We start from the raw sequence: 18,686 nt of genomic DNA, 5'->3' as shown, positions 1-18,686 counted from the left end.
GGGCTCAGCCGGCGTCCGCGTGCAGGACGCGCAGCAGCCGGCCGGCGGCGTCGTCCAGATCGGCGATCAGCCGCCGGCCGGCGCGGATGCTGGCGGACAGCGCGGCGCGGTCGCCGTCCCCGGCGGGCACGCCGGCGTCCAGGGCGCGCAGGAACCGGTCCAGCACGTCGCCCGGCCGGGCCGGCGACGCGAGCGCCGGATCGCACGCGAGGACCGCCCGCTGCAGCTCCCGCAGCGCCGGCCCCGGGTCGAGCCCGGCCTCCTCGGCCAGCACGCGGCGCGCGTCCGCGAAGGCGCGCAGCGCGTCGGCCTGCCGCCCCGACCGGTACAGCGCCGTCATCAGCCGCGCCCACAGCTCCTCGCGCAGCGGATGCCGGCCGGTCAGCGCGCACAGCTCCGGCACGAGCGCGGCATGCCGCCCGAGGCGCAGGCCGGCGTCGATCCGGTCGCGCACCGCCCCGAACCGGGCCTCCGCGAGCCGCTGCGCCTCGGCCCGCACGAGCGGGACGTCCGGCACCCCGGCGTAGGCGTGCTCGCCGCGCCACCGCCCGGCGGCCAGGCGCAGCAGCCGCGCCGCGCGGACGTCGTCGCCGCGGGAGGCCGCCGCGGCGGCCTCCCGCACGAGCCGCTCGAACACGTGCGCGTCCAGCTCGCCCGGCCGGACCCGCAGCAGGTAGCCGGGGCCGGTGCGGACGATCCGCTCCGGGTCCCCGAGCGTGCGCCGCAGCCGGTGCACGTACGACTGGACGTTCTTGGTCGCCGACTTCGGGGGCCCCTGCCCCCACAGCGCGTCCACCAGCGTCTCCAGCGACACCGAGCGGTTCGCCCCGCACAGCAGGACCGCGAGCAGACCCCGCGTCTTCGGTGTGCCGACATGGACCGTCCTGGGGCCGCTGCGCGCTCGCAGCGGCCCCAGGACGTCGAAACGGACCGGCGCCTGATTCCCCGACATGAGTCGCCTTCCCGAGCTTGGGAGCCTGCCAGGCAACGTAATGAACGGGGATTTCGTCTCGCTTACACCCTGGCGGGGCCCCTTCCCGGACGCGTAATCGGCGGGTGGTCGGTACCGGCCGCGCGGTCAGCCGGCCCAGACGGTCTTGGCGTTGCAGAACGCGTGCATGCCCTCCGCGGACAGCTCCCGCCCGTAGCCGGAGCGCTTGACGCCGCCGAACGGCAGCTGCGGGTAGGACGTCACCATCCCGTTGATGAAGACCTGCCCGGCGTCCAGCTCGCGCACGAACCGCTCGCGCTCGGCGTCGTCCCGCGTCCAGGCGTTGGAGCCGAGGCCGAAGCCCGTCGCGTTCGCGACCTCGACCGCCTCCGACACCCCGCGGACCCGGAACACCGACGCCACCGGCGCGAAGACCTCCTCGTAGTACATCCGCATCTCGGGCGTCACCCCGGAGACCACCGTCGGAGGGTAGAACCAGCCGGACCCGTCCGGGCGCTCGCCGCCGCACAGCACCGCCGCGCCCTTGCCCACCGCGTCGGCGACCAGCTCCTCCGCCTCGGCACGCCCCTCCTCGCTGACGAGGGGGCCGACGTCGGTGGAGTCGTCCATCGGGTCGCCGACCTTCTTGGCGCGCATGTGCTCGACGAAGAGCCGCTCGAACTCGTCCGCGCAGCCGATGTCGACGATGAAGCGCTTCGCCGAGATGCAGCTCTGCCCGTTGTTGAGGCACCGGGACTCCGCCGCCGTCCGCGCCGCCGCCTCGATGTCGGCGGACGGCATCACCACGAACGGGTCGCTGCCGCCGAGTTCCAGCACGGTCGGCTTGATCTCGTCTCCGGCGATGGACGCGACGGACCGCCCCGCGGGCTCGCTGCCAGTGAGCGTCGCCGCCTTCACCCGCGGGTCGCGCAGCACCCGCTCGACCTCGGACGAGCCGATCAGCAGCGTCTGGAACGCGCCCTCGGGGAACCCGGCGCGGCGGAACAGGTCCTCCAGGAACAGGGCCGTCTGCGGGACGTTGGAGGAGTGCTTCAGCAGCCCGACGTTCCCCGCCATCAGCCCCGGCGCCGCGAACCTGATCACCTGCCAGAGCGGGAAGTTCCACGGCATGACCGCCAGCACCGGGCCGAGCGGCTGGTAGCGGACGTAGGCGTCCCGCGCCCCGACGTCCTCGGCATCGGCCGGGCGCCGGTCGGCGAGGAACCCGGCCGCGTGCTCGGCGTAGAACCGGCACGCCTTCGCGCACTTCTGCGCCTCCGCCCCGGCGGCCTTCAGCGTCTTGCCCATCTCCGTGGTGAGCATGGCGCCGATCTGGTCTGCCTCCCGGTCCAGGATGTCCGCCGCCGCGTTCATCCACTCCGCCCGCCGCTCCAGCGGAGTGTTCCGGTACGAGGCGAAGGTGTCCGCCGCCCGTGCGATGCGCCGGTCGACCTCCTCGTCGGTCAGCGCGTCGAAGGTCTTCTCGACCTCGCCCGTCGCCGGGTTGGTCGTGGCGATCGTCGTCATGTCGGGATGCTCCCTGCTTATCCGTCCTGTTCTCCCCGGACGTGCCCGACGCGGACGGCAGGAAACGCCGGTCAGGCGGGTACCACGCACACCGGCGAAGGGATGCGCAGGGGCGTGCCGGCAGGGACCGGGACACCGTCCGGGCCGATCCGGAACGTCGCGATCGTGTCGCTCCGCTCGTCGGCCACGTGCATCCACTCGCCGTCCACGTGCAGGTCGCGAGGCCAGTGCCCGCCGGAGGGGACGTCGGCGACCGGCTTGAGCGCGGCCCCGCCGTCCAGCACCCGGTGGGCCGTCACCACGTCCGTGCCGCGCATGGACGTGTAGACGTACCGGCCGCCGGTCCCGAGTTTGATCGCCGCGCCCTGGGCGCGGTCGCCCGCCGCGTCCGCCGTCGCGGGCGATTCGCCGGCGATCTCCAGCCTCGCGTACCCGCCGGCCGGCCGCAGCACCAGCACGGCCGCCGCCAGCTCGGTGATCACGTGCACGTACCCGCCCGGATGGACGACCAGGTGCCGCGGCCCGTACCCGGCCGGCAGCGGCGTCTCCCCGGCGAGGCGCAGGACGCCGTCCTCGATCCGGAACGACCGGACGAGGTCGGCTCCCAGGTCGGTGGACAGCACGGTGCCGTCCGGGGCGTGCGCCGTCGCGTGCGCGTGCGGGCCCTCCTGCCGGTCGGCCCTCGGCCCGCTCCCGTGCCCCTCGGCCACGGCCGGCCCGCCCGCGAAACCGCCGTCCGGGCCCAGCGGGACGGCCCGGACCGTCCCGGACCCGTAGTCGGCGACGAGCAGGTGGCCGCCGCCGGGCGTCACGGACAGGTGGCACGGCAGCGCGCCCGCCGCGCGCGTCCCGATCTCCCGGAGGCGCGAGCCGGTCACCGCGTAGGAGGTCACGCCGCCCTCGTCCTCCTCCCGCACCGCGTAGAGGACGTTCGCCGACGGGTGGACGGCCAGGTACGACGGGCAGACGGCCTCGGCGGCGAGCACGGGCGCGTCCAGCGAGCCGTCCGCCCGCCGCGTCACCCGGTAGATCCCGGCGCCGCCGCCCGCCGGACCGGTGTACGTGCCCACCCAGAACGCCCGCTCGCTCACCGGGACTCCCTCCGAAACGCGATCCACCCGTCCGTGGACGGCCGAGAACGAGCCTAACCTCCGGTCCTCACCACGTCCGGGGCGCGTCCCGTCAGGTCTCGGCGGCGAGGCGGTCGCGCAGGTTCGCGGCCGCTTGGAGGACGGTCTCCCACTCGGCGTCGGTGGAGTCGACCTGGTGGTGCGCGGTGAAGTACGGGTTGAGTCTCACTTCGCCGTCCCCGGCGTGCCGGCGGACGAGGTCCAGCATCCCCGGTACCGGGTCGTGCCCGCGCTCGCGGGCGATCCGGGAGAGCACCTCCTCCAGCGCGGCGGCCGGGTCCATGTCCGGCACGGTGATCGCGCCGCCGCAGCGGGCCAGCTGCTCCTCGTACCGGTCCTCCCAGAATTCCACCCGCCATCCGGGCCACAGCGCGGCCACCTCCGGAAACAGGCCCCTGCTGGTGTGCCCCAGCCACACACCCGCGGTCCGGGCGGCGACGTCCATGTGCAGCCCGCTGACGGGGATCTCCTCCAGATCCAGGCGCGGGTGCCCTCCGGCGGGCAGCATGCCGAGCAGTTCCGGGCCCTGCCACGCGGTGTGGGCCTCCTCGGACAGGGGGTAGGCCGTGGTCTCACCGTCCGCGCGGACGGTGAGGAGATGGACGCGCCACTCCACCAAGGGATCCGACTCGCGCGGCATCGCGCGCTCGTCCGCGTCGGGACTTCGCACCGCCGACCGGTCGATCCCGGCCGCCGCGGCGAGGTCCCCGACGCCGTCGTAGGCCCACCGCACCGTCCAGTCCGGCCAGGTCAGCTCGAGGAGGGCCAGGAAGGCCCGTTTGAAGGGGAGGTCGAGCAGGAGCTGGCCGCCGTAGAACCACAGGGTCCGGGTCGTCTCGTCGACGAGCGCGCCGCCCTCGGCCCAGACGTCGTTCAGCCAGTCCCGGGCCGGGTCGTCGCAGCGATGCTGCGCGGCGATGAAGCGCCCGGCCGCCGCGGGACCCGCGGCCAGCGCCGAGCACACCCGGTCGGCACCCCAGTGGGAGTAATGCAGCCGCAGGCCGTCTTCGTCGATCAGTGCGAAATTCGCGCGGGCTCCCATGTCCGGGGACCTTAGCCCCGCGGGCGCGGCGCCCCTACCGGTTTTCCGCGGCGCTCAGGGGGTGGCGGGGCGCAGCAGGGCCTCCTGGGCGATGGACGCCAGCAGCGTCCCGTCCACGGTGTGGAGCGTGCCGCGCGCCAGGCCGCGGGCGCCGTGGTTCGTCACCGGGTCCACCGAGTACAGGAGCCACTGGTCCACGCGGGGCGGCCGGTGGAACCACATCGCGTGGTCCAGGGTGACGGCGGTGGCGAGGCGCCTCGGGGAGCCGGGCGCGCGGGAGCTGCTGACGACCGCCATGTCCGACAGGTAGGCGAGCAGGCACGCGTGCAGCGCCGGGTCGTCCCCGACCGGTGCGGAGGCCCTGATCCAGAACGGGTGCGGCATCGGGAACTCGCCTTCGCCGGGCGGGTTCACGACCCTGATGTCGAAGCCGGCCGGATGCCTGAAGAACGCCGGCAGCGCCGGCTCGGCCAGCCCCTCGGGGCCGGGCATCCCGGACGGCGGGCCGGCCTGCCAGTCGAACCCGTCCTCCGGGGCGTGGAACGAGGCGATCAGCTCCAGGATCGGCTTGCCGCCCTGGCTCGCGGTCACGTGCCGGGTCGAGAACGACCGGCCGTCCCGGGTACGCGCCACGTCGAAGGCCAGCGGCTCGTCCGGCGTGCCAGGGCGGATGAAGTAGGCGTGCAGCGAGTGCGGCGGGCGCCCGCCGGCCGTCAGGCACGCGGCGCGCAGGCTCTGCCCCGCGACCTGGCCGCCGAACAGCCGGGGCCGCCCCACCGAGGGCGAGGTGGCCGTGAAGGAGTCCTCGCCGAGCGGCGTCAGGTCGAACATCCGCGTGATGTCGTACGGCGCGTTCATCCGGTATCTCCTCCAGCCTGCGGAGACCCTACTCGCGGCCGCGGCGGGCCCGGGCAACCGGGGTGGATCGCTGCGCGGCCGGGGACGCCCCTGATACGGTCACGCGCGGTCGACCTATGATCGCCGATGGGGAAGCGGCGGGGCGCACGGGGGACGTGCGGCGCCCGCCCCGCGAGGAGACGACCTCGCCCGGCGAGGAAGATGAGAGAGGCAATGGCTGATATCACCGAGTCGCCCGAGTGGTCCGCGCTGGCCGAGCACCAGACGGTGCTCGCCGGGCGGCACCTGCGCGACCTGTTCGCGGACGATCCGGACCGCGCCGGCCGGATGACCGTGACCGCGGGGGACCTGTACCTGGACTACTCCAAGCACCGCGTCACCGGCGAGACCCTGACGCTGCTGACGGCCCTCGCCGAGCGGGCCGGGCTGCGCGGCCGGATCGAGGCGATGTTCACCGGGGAGCACATCAACGTCAGCGAGGACCGCGCCGTCCTGCACACCGCGCTGCGGCTCCCGCCGGGCGAGGCGCTGACGGTGGACGGGCAGGACGTCGCCGGAGACGTGCACGCCGTCCTGGACAAGATGGCCGGCTTCGCCGGACGCGTCCGGTCGGGGGAGTGGACCGGCTTCACCGGCAAGCGCATCACGACCGTCGTGAACATCGGCATCGGCGGCTCCGACCTCGGCCCGGCGATGGCCTACGAGGCCCTCCACGACTTCGCCGACGCGGGGATCTCCTGCCGCTTCGTCTCCAACATCGACCCGGCCGACATCCTCGGCAAGCTCGCCGGGCTCGACCCCGAGCAGACGCTGTTCGTCATCAGCTCCAAGACGTTCGGGACGCTGGAGACGCTCACCAACGCCAAGGTCGCGCGGCAGTGGCTCATCGACGGGCTCGGCGACGGGAAGGCCGTGTCCCGGCACTTCGTCGCGGTGTCGACCAACGCCGAGCGGGTCGCCGAGTTCGGCATCGACACCGCCAACATGTTCGGGTTCTGGGACTGGGTCGGCGGACGCTACTCCTTCGACGGCGCCATCGGGCTGTCCCTGATGATCGCGGTCGGCGGCGAGGCGTTCCGCGAGATGCTCGCCGGGTTCCGCGAGATCGACGAGCACTTCCGCAGCGCGCCGTTCGAGGCGAACATGCCGGTGCTGATGGGGTTGCTCGGCGTCTGGTACACCGACTTCTTCGGTGCGCAGACCAGGGCCGTCCTTCCCTACAGCCAGCGCCTTTCCCGGTTCCCCGCCTACCTCCAGCAGCTCACGATGGAGTCCAACGGCAAGTCGGTGCGGGCCGACGGCGCGCCCGTCGTCGCGCAGACCGGTGAGATCTTCTGGGGCGAGCCCGGAACCAACGGCCAGCACGCCTTCTACCAGCTGCTGCACCAGGGCACCCGGCTCGTCCCCGCCGACTTCATCGGGTTCGCCGAGCCGTTCGAGGACCCCGCCGTCGACGGGCCGGCGGGCATGCACGACCTGCTCACCGCGAACATGCTCGCGCAGACGTCGGCGCTCGCGTTCGGCAAGACCGCCGAGGAGATCGCCGCCGAGGGGACGCCCGCCGCGGTCGTCCCGCACAAGGTCATGCCGGGCAACCGGCCGACCAGCACGATCCTCGCGCCGAGGCTGACCCCGAAGGCGCTCGGGTCGCTCGTCGCGCTCTACGAGCACATCGTGTTCGTCGAGGGGACGGTCTGGGGCATCGACTCCTTCGACCAGTGGGGCGTCGAGCTCGGCAAGGTCATGGCGATGGACCTGGCGCCCGCGCTCACCTCGCAGGAGCCGTCCTCGCAGGCGCCCGACCCGTCCACCGCGGCGCTCGTCCGCCGGTACCGCGAACTGCGCGGCCGCCGGGTCTGAGCGCACGCGACCTGAGCACGGGCAGTCCGAGCACAGGCAGTCCGAGCACGGGCGGTCTGAGCACAGGCAAAGGGCCCGCCGGAGCGTTCCGGCGGGCCCTTGCGCGTGACGTCAGGCGTGCGGCTAGGCGCGGGCGCCCGGCAGCGGGCCCTCGGCCCAGCCCTGGGAGTCCAGTATGGCGCGGAACTCCTCGTAGGAGATGAACCCGTCGAGGTTGCTGTCGGCCTTCTCGAACCGGTCCTGCGTCTCGGCCCGCGTCCAGGACAGGCCCAGCGCCTCCAGGACGAGCGTGAACTCCATCAGGTCGAGCTTCTCGTCGCCGCCGAGGTCCGCGCGCGTGAACACGGAGAGCAGGTCGTCCTCGGTCGGTCTCGTCGTCATCTCGCTCCTCGCTCAGGTCCGATGTAGCCCCGCATCATGTCATGGCAGCGGGATCTTGAGCCCATAGGAGAAACGCCGCGGTGGGCCGCCCGGTTCCTAGCCGCCCGCAAGCTCCGGGACGCGGTGCCGGTAGCGCTCCAGCAGCGCGGCGTTCACCTCGTCGCCGCCGGGGACGTTCGCGCTCGTCCAGCGCGGCAGGTCCAGGCCGCGCGCCGCCGCCAGGTCGTCGAGGTCGGCGAGCACCCGCGCCCAGGCGTACGCGGCCAGGACCGTGGAGACCGCCGCGGTGCGCGGCGCGTCCGCCGGATGCAGGACGTCGCCGGGCGGGACGCACGTGTCCAGCACGATCGCCGCGTGGTCGGCGAGGGTCGTGTCGGTCCGCGCCGCCGCGCCCCGCGACGCGCGCGCCGACGTGACCGCGATGACCGGCACGCCCCGCGCCGCGCACTCCTCCGCGACCTCCACCGGATAAGGGTTCCGGCCGCTGGTGGAGAACACCACCGCCACGTCGGGCGGGGCGGGCGCCGCCTTCCCGGCCACGGCGCGTCCGAGCCCGGCCTGCCGCTCGGCATGGGTGCTGCGCAGCGCGTCGTCGAGCGGGAGCACGGCCGGGTCCCAGATCGGCCGGACGGCGGCGAGCCCGCCCGCCCGGTAGAACGTCTCGCACACCATCGCCAGGGAATGCCCCGCCCCGGCGACGTGCACGATCCCGTCGGCCTCGATCGCCCCCAGCAGCAGGGCGGCGGCGTCACCGGCCGCCCCGCCCGAGGCGGCGTCGAGGTCGTCCAGCAGATCCCGCACCCGGTCGGGGAGCCGCGGCGGGTCAGGCGACCGCGGCGACGCGCCGGCGGCGCGAGATCCCGCACTGCGGGGGTCTGGGGGCCGGCCCCCAGAGGATGCCGCTTCAGTCATCTGCGAGGGCCTCCTTCAGGGCTCGGGCGAGGTCGCTCCCGCCGGACGCGGCGCGGAGCCGGTCGGCGAGGCCGGCCGACAGCGCGCGTGCCAGCCGGGACAGCGTGCCGACGTGCGCGTCCGGGTCGGGCGTGCAGAACGCCAGCAGCAGGTCGACGGGGTCGTTGTCGGGATGACCGAACTCGACCGGCACGGCCAGCCGCGTGACGGCGACGCCGACGGCCAACCCGCCCTCCTCGGGACGGGCATGGACGAGCGCGAGCCCCTTCGTCAGCACGATGTACGGGCCGTTCTCCTCCACCACCCGGACGCACGCCTCCGGGTAGCCGCCGCCCGCCGCGCCCGCGTCGACCAGCGCGGAGGCCGCCTTGCGGACGGCCTCCCGCCAGTCGCCCGCGGTGACATCGTCCGCAGCGGTGACGACCGTCATGAAAGCCAGCCCTGCTCGGTCAGGCGCTCCCTGAGCTGGGCCTCCAGGCCGTCCTTGTCCAGGAAGTCGCTGATCGTGATCACCACGGGCGCGAGGTCGGCGATCTCGCTCGTGTGCATGCCCTGGCCGATCACCACGTCGGGCGTCATCCCGCGCGCCGTGGACACGTCGGTGTTCTCCACCCGCGCCTCGATGCCGAGCGAGCGCAGCGCGTCCTCGGCGGTCATCTTGAGCATCAGGCTGGAGCCCATGCCGACGCCGCAGACCGCGAGGATCTCCAGTTGCCGGTCCAGTGCCATGTCGGTTCTTCTCTCTTCGTCGGTTGTCGGTTCAGGCCTTCGCGACGGCCTTGCCGTCGGGCGCCGTGTCCTCGTCCACCGCGGCCCTGCGCTTCTCGGCGCGGCCGAGCAGCAGCAGGGAGGCGATCATCGCGGCGATCGCGACGGCGGGCACGAGCCAGATCGAGTTGCCGCCGACGACCGGGTCCGCGGCCTTCAGCAGCCACGCGATCGCGTACCAGTCGGGGTCGGCGAGGGTGGCCAGCTCGGGCGCGGTCTTCTCGTACAGGTCCCAGGTGACGGCCTGCCCGACCGCGAGCACCAGCCCGGAGATCACGCCGCCGAGGACGGCGCCGCGCCAGCCCGCCACCACGTTGCCGAACAGCGCCGCCGCGCCGCCCACGAAGAACAGCATGATCATGGGCGGGGCGAGGGTGAACCAGTCCCGCCAGGCGAACACCCCCAGGCAGATCAGGAACACCGCGGTGGAGGAGACGAACCCGACCATGACGGCGGTCGGCGCGACCGGGAACACGGTCGGCGCGTCCAGCGCGGGGCGGGTGCCGGGGATGACGCGGTCGCTGAACCCCTTGAACGCCGGGACGATCTCGCCGAGGAACATCCGCACGCCGAACAGCAGGATCGCGATGCCGCCCGCGAACCGGAGGCCGACCAGGACCGCCCACACCCACGGGGACAGTTTGTCGTCCATCTCGGCCGCGGCCTTGGCCACCACGCCGTCGTCGGCGAGGGCGACCCCGATCAGCATGATCACGGTGATGATCAGCGCGGTGCTGACGTTGACGTCCTTGAAGAACGACAGCTGGCGGGGCAGCTTCAGCTTCTCGGTGTCGTGCTTGTCCCGGCTGCCGAGCGGGCGGGCCGCGTACCCGGTGATCAGGCAGGCGAGGGAGCTGGTGTGGGCGAACCCGAACCGGTCGTCCGGCATGACGCGGCGCATCAGCGGCCGCATCCACAGCGGCTGGAGCGTCCAGTACGCGGCGACGAACCCGGCCCCGCACAGCACGAGCGTGAGCTGGTCGGCGCCCGGTGCGATCGTCACCAGCGACGCGACGGTGACGGTGCTGATCCAGAACATCAGGTGCCCGGTCAGGTACAGGTACCGGGCCGCCGGGAAGAGCCGCACCACCAGCACGTGGACGAGGAACGCGACCGTGATCACGAGCGCGATCGTCCCGCCCTGGTCGGTGAGGAAGTCGGCGAGGGTGTTGTCCGCCTTCGGCGGCGTGGTCCCCATCGCGCTGGCGAGCACCGTCTGGAAGCTCGTCAGCCCGCCGGTGAAGACCTCCACGCCGATGAACAGGATGACGACGCCGATCGTGGCGCGCAGCGCGCCGGCGAAGACGTCCTCGAACCGCTTGCGCTGGAGGATCAGCCCGATCAGGGTGATGAGCCCGATGAGGATGGGGACCTGGCCGAACACGTTGTCGGCCAGGAACGTGAGGATGTCCTTGATGACGTCCATGGTGAAGTCGCCTCACATCTCCGGGGGATGGGTCGTGCGCTGTCGCCCCCGTCAGCGCGGATGGACGGTCGTGCGCGGTCAGTGGGTGGGTGGTCGAAGGTCCAGTTCCAGCCGGTACCGGTCGCCGCGGTAGACGGACCGGACGTACTCCAGGGGCCGCCCGTCCACGTCCTTGGTGACCCGCTCGAACAGGAACGCCGGCGTGTGCACCGGCACGTCCAGCTCGGCGGCCTCCTCGGCGGTGGTGACGGTCGGCTCGATCGTCTCGGTGCCCGACGCGATCTCGACGCCACCGCCTCGCAGCAGGTCGTAGAACGACCCGCCCTCCAGGTCGTGGCGGCGCAGGCCCGGCAGCAGCGAGCGCGGCAGGTAGAGGGTCTCGATGGCCATGGTGGTCCCGTCCGCCAGCCGGAGCCGGCGAATGGTAAATACCTCTTCGGCCGGTGACAGGGCCAGCCGCCGCCCGATCCGCGCCCCCGCGGCCTCGGTGCGGAACGACAGCACCCGGCCGCCCGGCTTCATCCCGCGCCTGATCATGTCCTCGGTGAACGAGGTCATGGTCAGCGACACCGCGATCCGGGGTTCGGCCACGTAGGTGCCGCTCCCGTGCCGCCGGTCGAGCAGGCCCTCGGCGACGAGGCCGTCGATGGCCTGGCGCAGCGTCGGCCTGGACACGCCGAGTTCGGCGGCCAGCCGGCGCTCGGACGGCAGGGCGTCGCCGACGTCCAGCCCGTCCAGCATCGCGAGCAGCTCCCGGCGGACCGCCTGCCGTTTCGTGCTCCCGGAGCGGGCCTCACCGGCGGATGGCACGCCTGTCACCTCCTGCGACGCTGTTCCTGTCGTGGCACACGGTATGTCCCATTGTGGCGACTGGTCAATACCACTTTGGCGATGTTTGCCGTGGTCACGGCGGGGTGGTCCGGCCTACCGTCGCGGAAGATCGTCCTGCCCGTGTCTAGGCCGCGTGGGAGCGCGCGGCGAGGAAGGCGGCGAGATGAGGAAGCTCGTGCGGGGCGCCGTGGCGCTGGCACTGCCGATGCTCATGCCGGCGGCGTTGACCGCGGCACCGGCGAAGGCGGACGCCCGGCCCGGCGCCCGCGACGGATGGAGCCTGGTCGCGGCGGAGCCGTTCGACCGGCCCCTCGACGGCGCGAAGGTGCCGTGGAAGCCGGACGGCGACGGCCCGTCCAGCCCCTACAACGTCGACATCTACGACAACGACGGCGCCTACTTCGACACGGTGGGAGGGCCCGCGTTCCGCGAGCAGCTCGCGAAGATGAAGACCTACCGCAAGTCGTTCGCGTTCGGGAAGCGCGGCTGGCTGACCGCCGAGCTGGCCGCCCGCGACGCCGACGGGGACGGCAGGCCCGACGCGGCGCCGTCGCTCACGTCCGGGAAGGGCGTCGCGAAGCTGGACGAGCCGGGCCACCAGGCGGGCGTCGTCATCCGCTCGACCCGCGACCTGCCCGCCGAGTACCGCGTCGAGATGACGCTGCGCGGCCTGGACTTCGGCGGTCAGCGCAACGGGCTCTGGGACTACCCGGACGGGCGCGTCAACGGGTACTCGCCCGAGGGCTGCAAGACCAACTTCCCGTGGGCCTCGGGCGGCGACTACTCCAGGCCGGAGTGCGAGTGGGCCGACGTCCGGACCGACTCCAACGGCTTCTACTACATGTCGATCATGGACTACCGGCAGGTGGCCCCGCACAACAACGTGTTCGTCCACGGCCACCGCAAGGTCGCCATGGACGGCTACAACCGCTACAAGTACACCGGGAGCGGCCTGCTGTACTGCAACCCGGCGACCGGGGAGTACGAGCCGTACCCGGCCGGCACGGGCAACGGCGTCAACGCGATCTTCATGACCGACGACCGCCGGTACCCGACCATGCCGGGCACCGAGTACCTGATGGAGAGCGAGTGCGGGTTCCGCAAGGGCGGCGCGATCGTCTCGACCGTCGACCTGAAGCCCGAGCTGCTGCCTAAGGAGCCCTACACCTTCGCCGTCGAGCGGCGCGGCGGCGCCTACACGATGGAGATGTCCGGCGTGTTCGCGCACGTGGGCCGCGCGACGTTCCGGTACACGCGGCCGTTCGTCGAGGACGGCGAGCCGATCTGGCACTACAACCAGAAGCCGGACGAGTACGACGGCCGGTTCAACGCCGACTGGACCTGGGAGGGGCCGGGCGGCACCCTCGTCGACCACGACACCTGGCCCGCCGGGTCCGCCTATCCGGACCGGTTCATGATCGGTGACCCGCACATGAACTTCTACGAGGGAAAGGCGCAGGTCGACGACATCCGCCTGTACGTTCCCGAGTAGGACCCGGTCAGGCCGTGGCGGCCGGGCGGGCGGTGCGGTACTCCTGCGGGCTGACGCCGTGCTCGCGCTTGAACGCCGTGCTCAGCGCGAACGCGGTGCCGTAGCCGACCTGCCGCGCCACGGCGTCGAGGGTCGCGTCGCTCTCGCGGAGCAGGTCGGCCGCCTGCGCGAGGCGGATGCCGGTCAGGTACGCCATGGGCGGCTCGCCGATCAGCTTCGTGAACCGCTGCGCGAGCGCCGCGCGGGACACGCCGGTCCCGGCCGCCAGGCCGGCGACCGTCCACGGGTGCGTCAGGTCGTCGTGCAGGAGCCGCAGCGCGGGGCCGACCACCGGGTCGCCGTGGGCGCGGTACCAGCCGGGCGCCTCGGCGTCCGGGCGGGAGAACCAGGCGCGCAGCGTCGCGATGAGCAGCAGGTCGAGCAGCCGGTCGAGGACGACGTCCTGACCGGGCTCGTCCCTGCCGATCTCGTCCTGGAGGACGTCGACGAGCGGTGACCGCCAGGTGTCGCCGCGGACGACCGCCATGGCCGGCAGCGCGGACAGCAGCCGCCGCGTGACGGCGCCCTTGAGCTGGTAGGCGCCGATCAGCATGACCGCCGTGCCGTCCGGGTCGTTGCCCCAGGCGCGGACGCCGAGGTCCATCGCCTCCGACAGGCTCGTACCGTCGGGGGTCGTGCAGACCTGCCCCGGATGGATGACGATCTGCGGCTCGGTCGCCGGGTCGTCGCTCACGGTGTACGGGTCCGGCCCGCGGAAGATCACCATGTCGCCGGGGCCGGCGCGCTGCGGCTCGCCGCCGTCGGGGATCAGCCAGGCCTCGTCGCCGACCATGGAGACCAGGGTCAGCGGCGCCTCGTCCTGGATCCGGATCGACCAGGGCGGACTCAGGGTCGAGCGGAGCATGAACGCTCCCCGCGCGCGCGGCCCGTCCAGGAGATCCGCCAGAGCGTCCATGAGGCCAGCGTAGACGCTCGCGTATGGAGGCGAGCTTCTCAACGATGGTCGTCGGGGTCGCCACGCCGTTGACTTAAGGGCATGACGAACAGCGCAGCGAACACCATCGAGAACGGCCTCACCCTCGTCCTCGGCGGGACCGGCAAGACCGGCCGCCGGGTCGTCGAGCGGCTGGAGGCCCTGGACGTCCCGGTCCGGATGGGGTCGCGGTCGGCCTCCCCGGCCTTCGACTGGGAGGACGCCGCCACCTGGGCACCGGTCCTGCGGGACGTCGAGAACGTGTACCTCTCCTACTACCCGGACGTGGCCGCGCCCGGTGCGCCCGACGCCATCCGCGCGTTCACGAGCGCGGCGGCCGGGGCGGGCGTCCGCCGCGTGGTCATGCTCTCGGGGCGCGGAGAGCCCGAGGCGCAGGAGTGCGAGCGGATCGTCCGGGAGTCGGGTCTCGCCTGGACGGTCGTGCGGTCGAGCTGGTTCGCGCAGAACTTCAGCGAGGACTACCTGCTCGACCCCGTCCGCGCCGGCGAGGTCGTCCTCCCGGCGGGCGACGTGCCCGAGCCGTTCGTGGACGCCGACGACATCGCGGACGTCGCCGTCGCGGCGCTCACCCGGGACGGGCACGCCGGCGAGGTCTACGAGGTGACCGGCCCGCGGGCGCTCACCTTCGCCGAGGCCGTCGCCGAGATCGGCCGCGCGGCCGGCCGCGGGATCGCCTTCGTCCCGGTCGCCGCGGACGACTACGCGGCCGCCCTCACGCGGCACGGCCTGCCCGAGGAGGTCGTCGGCCTCCTGACCTACCTGTTCACGACCGTCCTGGACGGCCGCAACGCCCGGCCCGCCGACGGCGTCCGGCGCGCACTCGGCCGCGAGCCCCGCGACTTCGCCGGCTACGCGCGCGACACCGCCGCCAGCGGCATCTGGAACGCCTGACCTCATTCGAACGATCGGAGCCGGCAATGAAGTTCTCTCTAGCGGGCGTCTCGGTGACCCTTTCCATCATCATGGCGGCCGGCATGGCCGGGGCCTTCTTCGGCTTCTCGACCGGCGTGATGCCGGGCCTGAACGCGGCGAAGCCGGGCTCGGCGATCGACGCCATGCAGGGCATCAACCAGAAGATCCAGAACCCGCTGTTCGTGGCGATGTTCATCCTGGTCCCGCTCGTCGCCATCGCGGCCGGCGTCCTGCTGCTGACCCTGGACCAGAAGCCGGCGGCCGTCCTGTTCTTCGTCGCGGCGGCCGTGTACTTCGCGGGTGCGCTCGTCCCGAGCTTCGCCGTGAACATCCCGATGAACAACGACCTGGACGGTGTCGCGATCCCGGGGAGCGCGGCGGAGGCGGCGAAGCTCTGGTCGGACTACTCCGGCCGCTGGACGGCCTGGAACAACGTGCGGGCCGTGTCCGGCTGGATCAGCGTCCTCGCCATGAGCCTGGGCGTCTACCTCTGGGGAAAGGGCGACTGACGGCACCGGACACGAACACGGCCCGTGCTCTGCCGCCAGAGCACGGGCCGCCGCTGTCACCGGCCGTTCTTCGCGCACCATTCAGCCCATTTCAGGGCGCCTCCGCCGAGCTGCTTGCGGTAGAAGGACGTCCACGAGGTCTCCGACGGCGCCGGTGCCGCGGGCGCCTTCTTGTAGGCGGGGTAGTTCCGTTCGACCTCGGTCTTCAGCCACGGCTCCAGATCGTCCCAGGAGTCCAGGGTCCAGCTCCGCGCGTGGTACATCAGCCGGGCCCGCGTGTCCTGCTCCGAAACGCACATCGACGGGACGAACGGGCTGGTCCGCGTCCAGCTGCTGGTCACCTCCATGGCGCCCTTCGGAATGCCGTGCGCCCGCTTCGCCGCCTCCCCCTTGCCGATGTAGAAGTCGAACATCTCCCAGGAGGTGTAGATGCCGCCGGGCAGCCCGAAGCCGTCCCCGGTCAGCGCCTTCAGGTCGGTGCGCGGCGGGATGTCGGACACCTGGGCGAGGTTGCGCCCGATGTCCTTCAGCGGCCCGAGCCTGAACTCCGGCGTGATCGGGAACGGCCCGAAGTCCACGTCGTCGTTGTTGACGGGGACCAGCGGATAGGTCTTGCCGTCCAGCGGGTCGCGCCATTCCCGCAGCACCTTCTCCGGATCCTGCGGGTCGGTGTAGAAGACGACCTCGCGGCTGAGCTGGTACAGCCTGTTCGTGCCGGGCTCGCGGTACAGGCGCCGGATGTTGTAGCCCTCGAAACCGAACAGCCTCGTCCCGTGCCGCAGCTCCGGCGCGAGCGTGTCGCCCGGCGCGTCCACGTACACCGACCCGGAGATCCGGTACAGCATGTCCTTGCCGTCCGGCCGCCCGAGCACCTGCAGCTGGAGCCGGGTGTCCCGGTCCTTGACCCGCGCGTAGAGCGGGCCGGGGTCGGACGGGCCGTGCGCCGGGCGGGCGGCGGCCGCGCCCGGCACCGACCACAGGACCGACGCGGCGGCGGCGCCGGCGAGCGCGGCCATCAGGGGACGTCGCATTCGGGCTCCTCGGTGACTCGCGAGAGGGTGTCACCGGTCATGCAAGCAGGCTCCGGGGCCGCGGTCACGGCATCAGGACGCCCCAGTGCACGGCCCACGGGACGAACACGACGCCGGCGGCGACCAGCAGGCCGAGCCGGACGCGCTCGGTCCGGGCGACCGCCGCCGCGGCGCGCCGCCACTCCACCGCCGTCCCGATCGCCGCGACGACGGTCGCCACGGCGAGCGCCTGCAGGATCAGCCAGGGCAGCGGCCTGCCGCCGAGGACGGGACCGGGGTCGGGCTGACTGCCCGCCACCAGGTAGAAGAGGTAGAAGAACGGCCCGAACGCGGCGACGAACCCGGCGCCGGCCAGCAACCGGGCCCAGCGGGTCGCCGGGCGCACCCTCCGCCCGCGCAGCCTGCGCGCCAGCGCCACGAGCGGGTACGCGGTGAAGGCCACGAGGAACAGCACGGCCGCACCGAGGTGCACCCAGAGGGACTCCCACCACGGCAGCGGCGGCACCTCGGTGCTGGCGTGCTCCTGGTGCGGGGGCGCCGCGGTGTCCGCCTCGGGCAGCTTCCCGCTCGTGACGTCGTGCACCCATGTGCCGACGAGGTCGGCGTAGCCGGGGGCGAGTTCGGGGCCGCGGGTGATGCCGCCGTCCGGTGTCCGGTGCGCGGCGTGGTCCGCGTCGGGGAAGAACCGGAACGTGTAGTGGGTGTTGCCGCCCTTCCGCAGCGCCTTCGCGAACAGCGGGGGATTGTCCCCGGGCGGCGTCTGCAGGTCGTACCCGCCCCAGACGCCGAGCAGGGGCTGCCGGACGCGCTCCAGGACGTCCTGCGCGTCGAAGTAGGCCTCGGCGAACAGGCCGGCGTCGCCGGCGAACCGCGCGAGGGCGGGCTTGCCGCGGTCGATCAGCGAGCCGGACACGCCCACCCGGCGCAGGTCGGAGACCTCGTTCCAGTTCTGCTGGCGGATCGGCGGCATCGCGTTGCCGCCGACCACGATCGCGAAGGCCACCTCGGGGGACCGGGACGCCGCCAGCGGCACGACCCAGCCGCCCTCGCTCAGCCCCCACATGCCCACCTTCCCGGGGTCGACGCCCGGCTGCGCGCGCAGGGCCCGCAGGCCGCCGAGCGCGTCGCCGGCCAGCACGGAGTAGTCGCGGTGGAAGTCGGTGTAGCCCTCCGACCGCTTGTCGTAGATCAGCACGGCGAGGCCCCGCCGCGCGAACTCGACCGCCTCGGTGAGCAGGTGGTCGCGCGGGACGCCGGAGCCGGAACCGGTGACGAGGACGACGCCGGGCCGCGGCGCGCCCTTCTCCGGCCGCGCCAGGACCGTGCCGTGCAGCGTCAGGCCGCCGGATCCCTTGAAGCTCACTTCCGTCGCCTTCAGGCCGGGCGGCGCGGGGACCGGCCCCCGCCCGGGGGAGGCGGCGCTCGCGGGCGCCGCGCACAGGGCGCCGAGCAGCAGCGCCACGAGGAGGGTCATCGCTGTCTTCATGGCGGCGACCCTAGAACTACAGAGAAGTCTCTGCAAAGAGTTCTCTGCAAAGATACGTCTGGAGTACTAGGCTGCTCCCCATGAAGGACGAGGAGCCCGTGATCCTGGACGACCCCGGCCGGATCAAGGCGCTGAGCCACCCGCTGCGGCGCCGGATCCTGCACCGGCTGCGGGTGGACGGCCCGGCGACGTCCACGACGATCGGCGAGGCGCTCGGCGCCAAAACCGGCACGACCAGCTACCACCTGCGGCAGCTGGAGAAGTACCGGTTCATCGAGGAGATCCCGGAGCGCTCCGCGGGACGGGAGCGCTGGTGGCGGGTGGCCGAGGGGCCGCGCGACGTCCGGACGCCCGCCCCGCAGGCCCTGGCGCCCGAGGACCGGCCCGTCCTCACCGAGCTGCTCCGGATCCGGCACGCCGAGGACATGGACCTGCTCCGGCGGCTGCCCGGCGAGTACGAGCGGGACCGGGCCTGGGCGCTGCTGTCCCGCGGCTTCGCCCACATGACGGAGGAGGGCCTGGCGGAGTTCTTCGAGGCCTACATCCGCCTGCTGCACGAGCACGCCCACCGCCGCGAGGACGCGCCCCCCGGAGCC

General features: G+C 73.1%; 19 protein-coding genes. 5 read left to right on the top strand and 14 right to left on the bottom strand.

The genetic code is table 11. The features are described from left to right. Positions 1 to 4: 4 nt before the first annotated feature. The 5 genes from E1293_RS05985 to E1293_RS05965 form a co-directional block, all read right to left on the bottom strand. Entirely contained in the window at positions 5 to 952 is a 948-nt protein-coding gene (locus tag E1293_RS05985; RefSeq protein ID WP_132194655.1) for an AfsR/SARP family transcriptional regulator, read from the bottom strand. A gap of 126 nt (positions 953 to 1,078) precedes the next feature. Beyond that, positions 1,079 to 2,458 (bottom strand): NADP-dependent succinic semialdehyde dehydrogenase, encoded by a 1,380-nt coding sequence (locus tag E1293_RS05980; RefSeq protein WP_132194653.1) that lies wholly within the window; start codon positions 2,456 to 2,458, stop codon positions 1,079 to 1,081. A 71-nt stretch (positions 2,459 to 2,529) separates the two neighbouring features. Beyond that, entirely contained in the window at positions 2,530 to 3,549 is a 1,020-nt protein-coding gene (locus tag E1293_RS05975) for a lactonase family protein (protein WP_132194651.1), read from the bottom strand. 91 nt (positions 3,550 to 3,640) lie between these two features. Beyond that, positions 3,641 to 4,630: a hypothetical protein gene (locus E1293_RS05970; RefSeq protein ID WP_132194649.1), complete on the bottom strand. Its 990-nt coding sequence runs from the start codon at positions 4,628 to 4,630 to the stop codon at positions 3,641 to 3,643. 54 nt (positions 4,631 to 4,684) lie between these two features. After that, positions 4,685 to 5,488: an acyl-CoA thioesterase gene (locus E1293_RS05965; protein WP_132194647.1), complete on the bottom strand. Its 804-nt coding sequence runs from the start codon at positions 5,486 to 5,488 to the stop codon at positions 4,685 to 4,687. Between the two features lie 213 nt (positions 5,489 to 5,701). Here E1293_RS05965 and pgi point away from each other — a divergent pair, with 213 nt between their 5' ends. Further along, positions 5,702 to 7,348, top strand: coding sequence for a glucose-6-phosphate isomerase (pgi, locus tag E1293_RS05960; RefSeq protein ID WP_132194645.1), 1,647 nt, complete (start codon positions 5,702 to 5,704; stop codon positions 7,346 to 7,348). Between the two features lie 123 nt (positions 7,349 to 7,471). On the opposite strand, the gene E1293_RS05955 is transcribed toward pgi, so the two are convergent. From E1293_RS05955 to E1293_RS05930, 6 genes are all read right to left on the bottom strand, one after another. Beyond that, positions 7,472 to 7,729, bottom strand: a complete 258-nt coding sequence (locus tag E1293_RS05955; protein WP_132194643.1) for an EF-hand domain-containing protein — start codon at positions 7,727 to 7,729, stop codon at positions 7,472 to 7,474. A gap of 96 nt (positions 7,730 to 7,825) precedes the next feature. After that, positions 7,826 to 8,641 (bottom strand): sugar isomerase domain-containing protein, encoded by an 816-nt coding sequence (locus E1293_RS05950; protein WP_132194641.1) that lies wholly within the window; start codon positions 8,639 to 8,641, stop codon positions 7,826 to 7,828. Next, positions 8,634 to 9,071 (bottom strand): PTS sugar transporter subunit IIA, encoded by a 438-nt coding sequence (locus E1293_RS05945; RefSeq protein WP_132194639.1) that lies wholly within the window; start codon positions 9,069 to 9,071, stop codon positions 8,634 to 8,636. The genes E1293_RS05950 and E1293_RS05945 overlap by 8 nt, the downstream gene beginning before the upstream one ends. Continuing rightward, on the bottom strand, positions 9,068 to 9,370 hold the full coding sequence (locus tag E1293_RS05940; protein WP_165978096.1) for a PTS sugar transporter subunit IIB: 303 nt from the start codon (positions 9,368 to 9,370) through the stop codon (positions 9,068 to 9,070). Before E1293_RS05940 ends, E1293_RS05945 begins: the two co-directional genes overlap by 4 nt. A gap of 31 nt (positions 9,371 to 9,401) precedes the next feature. After that, complete coding sequence (locus E1293_RS05935; RefSeq protein ID WP_132194637.1) at positions 9,402 to 10,835, bottom strand: PTS ascorbate transporter subunit IIC; 1,434 nt, start codon at positions 10,833 to 10,835, stop codon at positions 9,402 to 9,404. Between the two features lie 78 nt (positions 10,836 to 10,913). Next, the gene (locus tag E1293_RS05930) at positions 10,914 to 11,645 is read right to left on the bottom strand and encodes a GntR family transcriptional regulator (protein ID WP_243716046.1); all 732 of its coding nucleotides are present in this window, start codon (positions 11,643 to 11,645) and stop codon (positions 10,914 to 10,916) included. Positions 11,646 to 11,829: 184 nt separating this feature from the next. Here E1293_RS05930 and E1293_RS05925 point away from each other — a divergent pair, with 184 nt between their 5' ends. Continuing rightward, a complete protein-coding gene (locus tag E1293_RS05925) occupies positions 11,830 to 13,158 on the top strand; it encodes a hypothetical protein (protein ID WP_132194635.1) in 1,329 nt (442 codons plus the stop codon). Positions 13,159 to 13,165: 7 nt separating this feature from the next. Here E1293_RS05925 and E1293_RS05920 read toward each other — a convergent pair whose 3' ends face one another. After that, positions 13,166 to 14,113: an AraC family transcriptional regulator gene (locus tag E1293_RS05920; RefSeq protein ID WP_132194633.1), complete on the bottom strand. Its 948-nt coding sequence runs from the start codon at positions 14,111 to 14,113 to the stop codon at positions 13,166 to 13,168. An 81-nt stretch (positions 14,114 to 14,194) separates the two neighbouring features. On the opposite strand from E1293_RS05920, the gene E1293_RS05915 reads away from it, so the two are divergent. Together E1293_RS05915 and E1293_RS05910 are read left to right on the top strand one after the other, a co-directional pair. Next, entirely contained in the window at positions 14,195 to 15,043 is an 849-nt protein-coding gene (locus E1293_RS05915; protein WP_132194631.1) for a Rossmann-fold NAD(P)-binding domain-containing protein, read from the top strand. Between the two features lie 26 nt (positions 15,044 to 15,069). Beyond that, complete coding sequence (locus E1293_RS05910; RefSeq protein ID WP_132194629.1) at positions 15,070 to 15,573, top strand: anthrone oxygenase family protein; 504 nt, start codon at positions 15,070 to 15,072, stop codon at positions 15,571 to 15,573. Positions 15,574 to 15,629: 56 nt separating this feature from the next. On the opposite strand, the gene E1293_RS05905 is transcribed toward E1293_RS05910, so the two are convergent. Both E1293_RS05905 and E1293_RS05900 read right to left on the bottom strand, forming a co-directional pair. Beyond that, positions 15,630 to 16,604 (bottom strand): DUF1838 family protein, encoded by a 975-nt coding sequence (locus E1293_RS05905; RefSeq protein WP_243716045.1) that lies wholly within the window; start codon positions 16,602 to 16,604, stop codon positions 15,630 to 15,632. Between the two features lie 64 nt (positions 16,605 to 16,668). Further along, positions 16,669 to 18,090 (bottom strand): alpha/beta hydrolase family protein, encoded by a 1,422-nt coding sequence (locus E1293_RS05900; protein ID WP_207938690.1) that lies wholly within the window; start codon positions 18,088 to 18,090, stop codon positions 16,669 to 16,671. Between the two features lie 80 nt (positions 18,091 to 18,170). On the opposite strand from E1293_RS05900, the gene E1293_RS05895 reads away from it, so the two are divergent. Beyond that, positions 18,171 to 18,686: helix-turn-helix domain-containing protein (locus E1293_RS05895; protein ID WP_132194627.1), on the top strand; the 516-nt coding region annotated here is incomplete at its 3' end.

The sequence above is a fragment of the Actinomadura darangshiensis genome, assembly GCF_004349235.1.
Lineage (GTDB): Bacteria > Actinomycetota > Actinomycetes > Streptosporangiales > Streptosporangiaceae > Spirillospora > Spirillospora darangshiensis.
This window is presented reverse-complemented; position numbering and strand designations above follow the sequence as displayed.

Bases quoted from the DNA above. Each gene is read 5' to 3' on its own strand.
- E1293_RS05985 (WP_132194655.1), bottom strand. From the start codon at position 952: ATGTCGGGGAATCAGGCGCCGGTCCGTTTCGACGTCCTGGGGCCGCTG.
- E1293_RS05980 (WP_132194653.1), bottom strand. From the start codon at position 2,458: ATGACGACGATCGCCACGACCAACCCGGCGACGGGCGAGGTCGAGAAG.
- E1293_RS05970 (WP_132194649.1), bottom strand. From the start codon at position 4,630: ATGGGAGCCCGCGCGAATTTCGCACTGATCGACGAAGACGGCCTGCGG.
- E1293_RS05965 (WP_132194647.1), bottom strand. From the start codon at position 5,488: ATGAACGCGCCGTACGACATCACGCGGATGTTCGACCTGACGCCGCTC.
- pgi (WP_132194645.1), top strand. From the start codon at position 5,702: ATGGCTGATATCACCGAGTCGCCCGAGTGGTCCGCGCTGGCCGAGCAC.
- E1293_RS05955 (WP_132194643.1), bottom strand. From the start codon at position 7,729: ATGACGACGAGACCGACCGAGGACGACCTGCTCTCCGTGTTCACGCGC.
- E1293_RS05950 (WP_132194641.1), bottom strand. From the start codon at position 8,641: ATGACTGAAGCGGCATCCTCTGGGGGCCGGCCCCCAGACCCCCGCAGT.
- E1293_RS05945 (WP_132194639.1), bottom strand. From the start codon at position 9,071: ATGACGGTCGTCACCGCTGCGGACGATGTCACCGCGGGCGACTGGCGG.
- E1293_RS05940 (WP_165978096.1), bottom strand. From the start codon at position 9,370: ATGGCACTGGACCGGCAACTGGAGATCCTCGCGGTCTGCGGCGTCGGC.
- E1293_RS05935 (WP_132194637.1), bottom strand. From the start codon at position 10,835: ATGGACGTCATCAAGGACATCCTCACGTTCCTGGCCGACAACGTGTTC.
- E1293_RS05925 (WP_132194635.1), top strand. From the start codon at position 11,830: ATGAGGAAGCTCGTGCGGGGCGCCGTGGCGCTGGCACTGCCGATGCTC.
- E1293_RS05920 (WP_132194633.1), bottom strand. From the start codon at position 14,113: ATGGACGCTCTGGCGGATCTCCTGGACGGGCCGCGCGCGCGGGGAGCG.
- E1293_RS05915 (WP_132194631.1), top strand. From the start codon at position 14,195: ATGACGAACAGCGCAGCGAACACCATCGAGAACGGCCTCACCCTCGTC.
- E1293_RS05910 (WP_132194629.1), top strand. From the start codon at position 15,070: ATGAAGTTCTCTCTAGCGGGCGTCTCGGTGACCCTTTCCATCATCATG.
- E1293_RS05905 (WP_243716045.1), bottom strand. From the start codon at position 16,604: ATGCGACGTCCCCTGATGGCCGCGCTCGCCGGCGCCGCCGCCGCGTCG.
- E1293_RS05900 (WP_207938690.1), bottom strand. From the start codon at position 18,090: ATGAAGACAGCGATGACCCTCCTCGTGGCGCTGCTGCTCGGCGCCCTG.